Origin of the sequence: Actinomadura sp. 7K507 (genome assembly GCF_004348425.1) — a bacterium.
Classification (GTDB): Bacteria; Actinomycetota; Actinomycetes; order Streptosporangiales; family Streptosporangiaceae; genus Spirillospora.
In genome coordinates, this window is the sequence record NZ_SMKK01000333.1 from 1 (window position 1) to 7,770 (window position 7,770).

At 69.3% G+C, this 7,770-nt stretch carries 9 protein-coding genes; 5 read left to right on the top strand and 4 right to left on the bottom strand.

The annotated features are described in order from the left end of the window. Positions 1 to 145 precede the first annotated feature (145 nt). Positions 146 to 1,015, top strand: a complete 870-nt coding sequence (locus E1285_RS41335; RefSeq protein ID WP_132160122.1) for an LLM class F420-dependent oxidoreductase — start codon at positions 146 to 148, stop codon at positions 1,013 to 1,015. Between the two features lie 51 nt (positions 1,016 to 1,066). On the opposite strand, the gene E1285_RS41340 is transcribed toward E1285_RS41335, so the two are convergent. Next, on the bottom strand, positions 1,067 to 1,507 hold the full coding sequence (locus tag E1285_RS41340; RefSeq protein WP_132160124.1) for a VOC family protein: 441 nt from the start codon (positions 1,505 to 1,507) through the stop codon (positions 1,067 to 1,069). A gap of 180 nt (positions 1,508 to 1,687) precedes the next feature. Next, the gene (locus E1285_RS41345) at positions 1,688 to 2,089 is read right to left on the bottom strand and encodes a VOC family protein (RefSeq protein ID WP_132160126.1); all 402 of its coding nucleotides are present in this window, start codon (positions 2,087 to 2,089) and stop codon (positions 1,688 to 1,690) included. 238 nt (positions 2,090 to 2,327) lie between these two features. On the opposite strand from E1285_RS41345, the gene E1285_RS41350 reads away from it, so the two are divergent. The 4 genes from E1285_RS41350 to E1285_RS41365 all read left to right on the top strand — a co-directional run bounded on the left by E1285_RS41350 (position 2,328) and on the right by E1285_RS41365 (position 5,846). Continuing rightward, the gene (locus E1285_RS41350; protein WP_243723417.1) at positions 2,328 to 3,026 is read left to right on the top strand and encodes a glutamate ABC transporter substrate-binding protein; all 699 of its coding nucleotides are present in this window, start codon (positions 2,328 to 2,330) and stop codon (positions 3,024 to 3,026) included. Between the two features lie 28 nt (positions 3,027 to 3,054). Then, a complete protein-coding gene (locus tag E1285_RS41355) occupies positions 3,055 to 3,705 on the top strand; it encodes a hypothetical protein (RefSeq protein ID WP_132160128.1) in 651 nt (216 codons plus the stop codon). Positions 3,706 to 3,721: 16 nt separating this feature from the next. Further along, positions 3,722 to 4,759, top strand: coding sequence for an XRE family transcriptional regulator (locus tag E1285_RS41360; RefSeq protein ID WP_132160130.1), 1,038 nt, complete (start codon positions 3,722 to 3,724; stop codon positions 4,757 to 4,759). A gap of 214 nt (positions 4,760 to 4,973) precedes the next feature. After that, positions 4,974 to 5,846, top strand: coding sequence for a helix-turn-helix transcriptional regulator (locus tag E1285_RS41365; RefSeq protein ID WP_243723418.1), 873 nt, complete (start codon positions 4,974 to 4,976; stop codon positions 5,844 to 5,846). Positions 5,847 to 5,924: 78 nt separating this feature from the next. Here the strand turns inward: E1285_RS41365 and E1285_RS41370 are convergent, their stop codons facing one another. Both E1285_RS41370 and E1285_RS41375 read right to left on the bottom strand, forming a co-directional pair. After that, positions 5,925 to 6,569: a DUF6596 domain-containing protein gene (locus tag E1285_RS41370; RefSeq protein ID WP_347814127.1), complete on the bottom strand. Its 645-nt coding sequence runs from the start codon at positions 6,567 to 6,569 to the stop codon at positions 5,925 to 5,927. 84 nt (positions 6,570 to 6,653) lie between these two features. Next, entirely contained in the window at positions 6,654 to 7,649 is a 996-nt protein-coding gene (locus tag E1285_RS41375; RefSeq protein ID WP_132160132.1) for a hypothetical protein, read from the bottom strand. Positions 7,650 to 7,770: the final 121 nt, after the last annotated feature.

Below are 7,770 nucleotides of genomic sequence, written 5' to 3' on the forward strand. Positions count from 1 at the left end.
CCGAACGGTGGGCCGTCCGGGAGTGGACCAGGTCCGACGCAGGACGGCTGAGGCCCAAGGAGGCCGCGGGGCCGTCCGGCACCAGGGACGGCGACGACCCATTGGTCCGGCTCCAGCGCAAGCTGCGAGGAACGGAGGCAAGCGCGTGAAGGTCGGAATCAGCTCGCCGATCGTGGCACTGTCGGGCAGGCGTCCGGCGTGGGAGGCCGAGGCCGGGACCGCCGAACTCGTCCAGGTGGCGCAGGCCGCCGACCGGCTCGGCTACGAGTTCATGACCTGCGCGGACCACGTCGCCGTACCGCCGGGTCTCCCGCGCGGGGAACGCTTCTACGACCCGCTGGCGACGTTCTCGTTCCTGGCGGGGCGGACGCGCCGCCTCCGGTTCCTGCCGTACGTGCTGGTGCTGCCCTTCTACCACCCGCTGGAGATCGCCAAGCGGTACGGGACGCTCGACCACCTCAGCGACGGGCGGCTGATCCTCGCGTTCGGGGTCGGGAACCTGAAGGAGGAGTTCGACCTGCTCGGCGTCCCCTTCGAGGACCGCGGGCCGCGCGCCGACGACGCCCTCGGGGCGCTGCGGGCGGCCCTGTCGGGACGGGTCGTGTCCTACGAGGGCCCGTACTACGCGTTCCAGGACATGGTGGTCGACCCGCACGCCGTGCAGGCGCGGGTGCCGATGTGGATCGGCGGGCACAGCGAGCGCGCCCTGCGGCGCGCGGTCACGCTCGGCGACGGCTGGTCCCCGGCGCCGCAGTCGTTCCGCGGGCCCACCCCGGAACTGATGCGCGAGATGCTCGACCGGCACGAGCCGCCGGAGGGCTTCGACGTCGTTCTCACCCCGGGTGAGCGCCTCGACCCCGTCAACGACCCCGGACGAGTGGGTGAGGTCATCGCCACGGCGGAGAAGGCGGGGGCGACCCACATCAACCTGACGGTCCGGCACGAGTCGCTCACCCACTACCTGGAGCAGCTGGAGGCGTTCGCGGAGACCGCCGGCCTCGACGTCCAGGCGTGACAGGTGACCGCGTCCATCGCGGCGGCCGCGGGCCCGGGCGTCCCGTCGGGTTCACCAGTCCACGGGCAGTGACTGGCGCAGGCCGAGCTTGCTGCCGTCGGTGAGCTGGACGACGGCCAAGCGGGCACCCGGGACGTCGACGATTCCGGTCTCGGGGTCGCCGTTGGTGATCGGTGCGGTGCCGAGCGGGGCGAGCGATCCGTCGGCTATTTCGCCCAGGCCCGTCGCGCCGTCATCGACGAGTGCCCGGCGGCTTTCTGTGACGTCGTCGGTGTCGAACATGACGAGCGGCTCATCCACCCACGGCAGCGACGTCAGGCCGATCTCGACATCGTCGGTCTTGAAGACGGCGAAGTCCGCCTCGCCAGGCGCCTTTTCGACGCCGTCGCTGGAGAAGGTGGGACCGGCGCCGAACACCGTCGCCCACGCCTTGACGCTGGCTTCGAAGTTGCGGGCGGGGTAGACGACCGTGGCGATGGCTGGGTTGAGCATGTCAGAGGCCCCTTCGTCAGGCGGTTGACCGTAATCGGCATCTCGGCGAACCGTGTGTACACAGCTTAGCAGAACGGAATGCTCTATTCCAAACGAAGAAGCCTGAGCCACTCCGACGCGATCTCGTCGGTGCGTCCGGGGGGACGGACGCCTCGACCGGCACCCCGGATCGGCCTGCGGCTACGGGGTCCGGGGGCGATGGGCTCGGACGTCCACCGGGCGTCCATCGGGATCGCGGGCCGTCATCGTCCATTGCGTGGGCAGGGTCTCGATCTCCCCGACCGGCCACCCGGCGGCCAGGATCTGATCGCGAACCTCACTCAGCCGCGCGTACGTCTCCACGCGGAGCCCCCAACCCGCCTGGCCCAGGGGGTCGAGATCAGTGGTGGAGGAGGTGGCGGTTTCGACGATCATCAGGTGGTCGGCCCCACCGACATCGATGGCCGCGACCCGAGGGTCATGACGGGTCGCGGCCCGCTCGAACGCGAGCCTTCCTCCGAGGATCTCCGTGTAGAACGCCACGAGCTGGTCGAGGCCGGTCGTGGACAGCGTCAGGTGGTTGATTCCGAGCAGACCAGGCATGATCGACCGAGCGTACTGCAGCCGCCGGACGGCGCCTGAGCGGCCGATGCCAGGCCAGCCGCGTCCCGGCAGTCCCGTGTTCCGGCCGTTCGGCGTCGGCTCGTCCGCCGTTCATCTGCGGGTTGGTTTCGGGCGCTACTCATGCCTTGTGCGTTGCATTCTGGGGGTTCTGGTCCTGGCTTTCGGGCTTGCGGGGTGTGCCACCGCGGAGGCGTCCATTGCCGGGAACGACGTCATCGTGGTCGGGGTCAAGGCCGACCAGCCGAGGCTCGGGTTCAAGGAGGACGGGCGCTTCACGGGCTTCGAGGTCGATGTCGGAACCTACATCGCCCGGCATCTCGGAGCGTCGCAGGTCGAGTTCAGCGAGGTCAGGTCGGACAACCGGGAGCAGAAGCTGGACGAGGGCGCCGTCGATCTCGTGCTCGCGTCCTACTCCATCACGCCTGACCGGGCCAAGCTCGTGACCTTCGGCGGCCCCTACTACGTCGCCCATCAGGACGTCATGGTGCGGCGTGGGGAGACCCGGATCCGGGGTGTGCGTGATCTGGCCGGACGGCGGATGTGCCAGGCGAGCGGGTCCGTTTCCACCGAGCGTGTGGTGGTCGGGTTGAGCATCCCGGCGAGGCTCGTCCCCGGGGCGTCCTACAGCGATTGTGTGGCGAAACTGCGCCGGGGTGAAGTGGACGCGGTGTCCACCGGGGACCTGGTGCTGGCGGGGTTCTCGGCCCCGGATCTGGAGATCGTCAACTCGCCGTTCACCGACGAGCGCTACGGGGTCGGGATGCGCAAGGGCGACATCGACGGGTGTGAGGCCGTCAACGACGCCATCACGACGATGTACCAGGACGGGACGGCCTCCGAGCTGCTGCGCAAATGGTTCGCGCCCAGCGGGCTCAACCTCGTCGAGGAGGTGCCCCAGTTCGAGGGCTGCTCGTAATGTCGGAGCCCGTGGCTATGGTCGACGGGTGGCTGAGGAGCGGGTTGCTTGGGACGAGCTCTTGGCGGCGGGGTTCCTGCACGGGGTGCGGGAGGCCCACCGCGAGGCGACGCTCGTCCTGTTCGGGGGGTTGAGCCGGGCGGCTGGGTTCAAGGAGCGGACGTACGGGGTCGGTGCGTTCGAGCTGCTGGAGAGCCACCTCGACCGCGTCTTCGACAAGGGCGACCTGGCGAAGCAGGTCGTCCGGGACGATCTGAACGGGTCGCCCGGATGGCGTCACGGCCCCTACCGGGTGCTGCTCAAGCGGCACGAGTTCGGCAACGTGAGGGGGATCCGGTGGGACCGGGACAGTCCCACCAAGCAGGCCGTGGCAAGGCAGGGATACATCGAAGACCCGCAGCTGGCCCTCCCCCTCGGGCTCGAAGCGCACGACACGCCCGGGGTGGTCACGCTGGTCCTCGCGCACAGCGCCAGCGAGGAGCCGCTGGAGATGGAGCTCTTCCTGGGCCGCCCCAGGTGGAACGCCGACGGCGGGACGGCCTGGCACTGGGTGAAGCAGCTGGACGACGCCATCGGGCCCGATCCACGTCGTAAGCTCGTCGAGCGGACGATGCCGCTCTGGGGTGACGACCACGACGACGTCCCCATGCGGCTCCGCGGGGAGACGAAGACGGCCTAGCAAAGGGTGGCGCAGGGTGCTGTTCGACTGCGAGCGGCTGACGCTTGCCCGGCGGCTCCGAGGGCTGCGCAAGAACCAGCTCGCACAGGCCGTGGGCACCACGCCGAAGGCGATCGGGCAGTTCGAAGCCGGCGTGCAGAAGCCCGAGGAGCCGACGATGAGGCGGCTGGCCATCGCGCTCGGGGTGCCGGTCGGGTTCTTCCAGGCCGGCCGGAGCCCGGTTTCCATGGACGGGGCCCACTTCCGTTCGCTGAGGTCGACGAGCCAGATCGAGCGGGACCAGGCACTGGCGTACGGGCGCATCGCCACCGACGTCGTCGCCGTCCTGGAGAACCTCGTCGACCTTCCCGAGGTGGATCTGCCCGAGTACCCCGTCTCGCCCGACGAGATCGCCGGGAGCGGCCCGATCGAGGCGGCGCGGCTGGCCAGGAAGGCGCTCATGGACCAGCCGGGCCCGGTGCCGCATGTCGTCCGTCTGCTGGAGGCGCACGGCGTCATCGTCCTCGTCCTTCCGGAGGCCGCCGAGCGGGTCGACGCGTTCAGCGTCGGGATCCACCCGAGGCCGATGGTCTTCTTCAATCCGGCCAAGGGCGATTACTGGCGCAACAGGTTCGACGCGGCCCACGAGCTGGGGCATTTGGTGATGCACGCCGACGCCGAGCCCGGGGAGAAAGTCGTCGAGGACCAGGCGCACAGGTTCGCGGCGGAATTCCTGATGCCGGCCGAGGACATCTCCGGGGAACTGCCTGCGAAACCCGACTGGGAACGGCTGGCCGAACTCAAAGAGGCTTGGGGCGTCAGCATGGCCGCATTGCTCTACCGGGCACGCACACTGGGCATCATGACGGAGACCGCGTACCGCAACGCGATGAGCACGATGAGTTCACGCGGCTGGCGGCGGCACGAGCCCGGCACAGCGAAATCCCTGGAGCAGCCCACGATGCTGACGCGGGCGATCGAGATCGTGGGGCAGGCCGGGACCGGCCGCGACGGGGTCGCCGACCGGGCACGGGTGACGCGGGCCGACCTCGATCTGCTCGTCCCCCACAGGTAACACCGCCTCCGCGGTACGCCTCCGCAGGTAACGCCGCCGCAACGGTGGCGCCCTATCTGGAACGGTCCTCTCCGGGGCACATTCAACACGATGCCGCGTTTTGTACAGCGGGCCCGGAGTTACATATCTCTGACCGGAGGTTTCCTGCGCGGCCGCCATTGTCTGTGAGACCCTCCGATGGTTGTCGAGACGTACGGGAACGGCTGGAGATCTTGTGCTTGACCGTCGGCAGGCCGGCACGAGCCCGACCGCGCTGCGCATGCAGATCGGTGCGCGGCTGCGGCGCATGCGCGAGGACAAGGGCATCGGGCGCGCGGAGGCGGGTGACGCGATCCGCGGGTCCGCGTCCAAGATGAGCCGCCTCGAACTCGGGCGGCACGGCTTCAAGACGCGCGACGTCCTCGACCTGCTCGACCTGTACGGCGTCCGCGACCCCCACGAGCGCGAGGGCCTCATCGAGCTCGTGCGGGAGGCGAAGAAGCCCGGCTGGTGGCAGAGCTACGGCGATGTGGTGCCGAGCTGGTTCGAGCAGTACCTCGGCCTGGAACAGTCCGCGACGGCGATCCGCGGTTACGAGGTGCAGTACATCCCGGGGCTGCTCCAGACCCGCGACTACGCGAACGCCGTCATCAGGCTGGAGTACTACGACGCCGCGTACGAGGGGTTCGACCGGCGCCTCGGCCTGCGCATGGCCAGGCAGGACATCCTGCGCCGGCCGGTCGCACCGGTCCGGCTGTGGACGGTCATCGACGAGGCGGCGCTGCGCAGGCCGATCGGCGGGCCGGAGACGATGCGCGCCCAGATCGAGCACCTGATCACGGTGTCGGAGACCATGCCGAACGTGAAGGTGCAGGTCCTGCCGTTCTCGTCGGGCGGCCACCTCGCGCTGGGCGGGCCGGTCACGATCGTCCGGTTCGCCGAGCAGGACCTTCACGACGTCGTCTACCTCGAACAGCTGACCAGCGCCCGCTACCCCGAGGGCCAGGAGGCCGACCGCTACCAGGAGATCATGGATTCGCTCGCGATCCGCGCCTGGCTCCCCGCCCGCAGCACCACCTTCCTCAAAGACCTCCTGAACGACTTCTGACGCCGGCTTCTGACGCCGGGCCGGGACGTCCCTGCCCGAGGACGTCCGGCCTGCTCGGGAAGCCCCCGCCCGGTGCCGCTATCCGAGCTGGTCGCGGCGGCGTGTCAGGTAGGCGGTCTCGGCGGTGTTGCCCGCCAGCTCGATGGCCCGGTCGTACGCCGCCCGCGACTCCTCACCGCGGCCCAGCCGGCGCAGCAGGTCGGCGCGGGTCGCATGGTAGGCGTGATAGCCGGCCAGCTCGTCCCCGAGCCGGTCGGCGGCCGCCAGCGCCACCTCCGCTCCGTCGAGCTCGGCGACCGCGACGGCCCGGTTGAGGACGATGACCGGCGAGGGGTCGAGGCGGACGAGCTGCTCGTACAGGGCGACGACCTGCGACCAGTCGGTGTCGCGCGCGTCGCGGGCGGACGTGTGCACGGCGTTGATCGCGGCGAGGATCTGGTAGCGGCCCGGCGCGGCCCCGGTGGCCAGGCGCTCGCGCACCAGCCGGTGCCCCTCGGCGATCAGCGACGCGTCCCAGGCTCCGCGGTCCTGCTCGCCGAGGGTGACCAGTTCGCCGGTCGCCGAGACCCGGGCGGCGCGGCGGGCCTCGGTGAGGAGCATCAGCGCCAGCAGCCCGGCCACCTCGCCGTCGTCCGGCATGAGGGCGCGGATCAGGCGGGCGAGCCGGATCGCCTCGGCGGTCAGATCGTGGCGTACGGGACCGGCGTCGGGGCCGGTCGCCAGTGTGACTGACGTCGATAGTTGGCCCTTGACGCTGCTACTTGGCCCTGGGGTGTCGGCATGTTCATCGGGTGTTGATCGTGCAAGCTAGCTGGTTTCCTTGCGGTCGATCTTGGCTGCCAGCTCGTGGGCGTAGGAGTGCAAGATCGTTGCGAGGGTTGCTGTCGGGCCCCTGTGGCTGGTGCGGATCCTGTAGCGGATCTGCTGGGTGTCGTAGGTGAGCATGTTGGTCTTGGCCCCGTTGGCTTTGCGGGCTTCACCTTGGAGGAGTGGAGCGAGACGGTGGTCGCCGCAGGTGATCGTTGCCCAGATGATGACGGAAGCTGCGCGTCGTTTGCGGTCGTCCCAGATCGAGGATGGCGTGGCTGATCTGTTCCGATGTCGCATGTTGAGGCGCGAGATCATCTCTTCCCAGGTAGGGGCGGGGATCTCCCAGGCGGTGAGGGAAGCACGCCGGCGGCCGTAGTCGATGAGATCGCTGGCTGTGTTGAGTTCGTCCCGGAAGGCGTGGATGGCGGTGGCGAGGGTCTTGGCGTTGGTTGGCTCGCTCTCCCAGACTCTCACTGTGTGCGTGCTGCTCGCGCTGGTGGTCGAGTTGATGCCGAGTAGCTCGCCGGCGGTGGCCACAGACCCGCCACTGGACATCTGGACGAGGCGGATGGCCGCGGTTCGGCGCAGGTGGGAGGGGTTGATTCCCTCTGGGGCTGCGAAGTGGCGCTCGCTCCAGGCGTCGGTCATGTACTGGGGGACGTGCTGGTGACCGAACCGGCAGTCTCCGATAGGTGCGATCACAAGGTGGCCGCTCTGACGGTGGTGTTCTCGCCAGCCGTAGGGCTGGCCGAGGCCAGCGCGGTTGCGGCTGAGGAGGTTGGCGCCGCGTTCACGGGTTGGGTGCAGTTCCTGCATATTCGTTTCGATCACGGCGCTGAATGCCGGGGAGCAGAATCGTTTTGTTCTGCCGACGAAGGTGCGGAAGTTGGTGATGTCAACGATGTTGGACAGGAGTGACCTGAGGTGTTCGCTGGCTGCCTCTCGGCTTGGCTGGCCGAGGATTTGATCGGCGATGGCGAGCAGGGCTGTCAACGGCCGTTCTGAACTCCCCGTGGGCGGCCTTGAGATCTCCCCGCTGGCGGCCGTGGTGTGTTCCCCAACGGCGGCCAGATAGTTCCCCGCCGTTGGTGCTGGTCAGGGTTAGGTGAAGGGC

Bases quoted from the DNA above. Each gene is read 5' to 3' on its own strand.
- E1285_RS41340 (WP_132160124.1), bottom strand. From the start codon at position 1,507: ATGCTCAACCCAGCCATCGCCACGGTCGTCTACCCCGCCCGCAACTTC.
- E1285_RS41345 (WP_132160126.1), bottom strand. From the start codon at position 2,089: ATGCCTGGTCTGCTCGGAATCAACCACCTGACGCTGTCCACGACCGGC.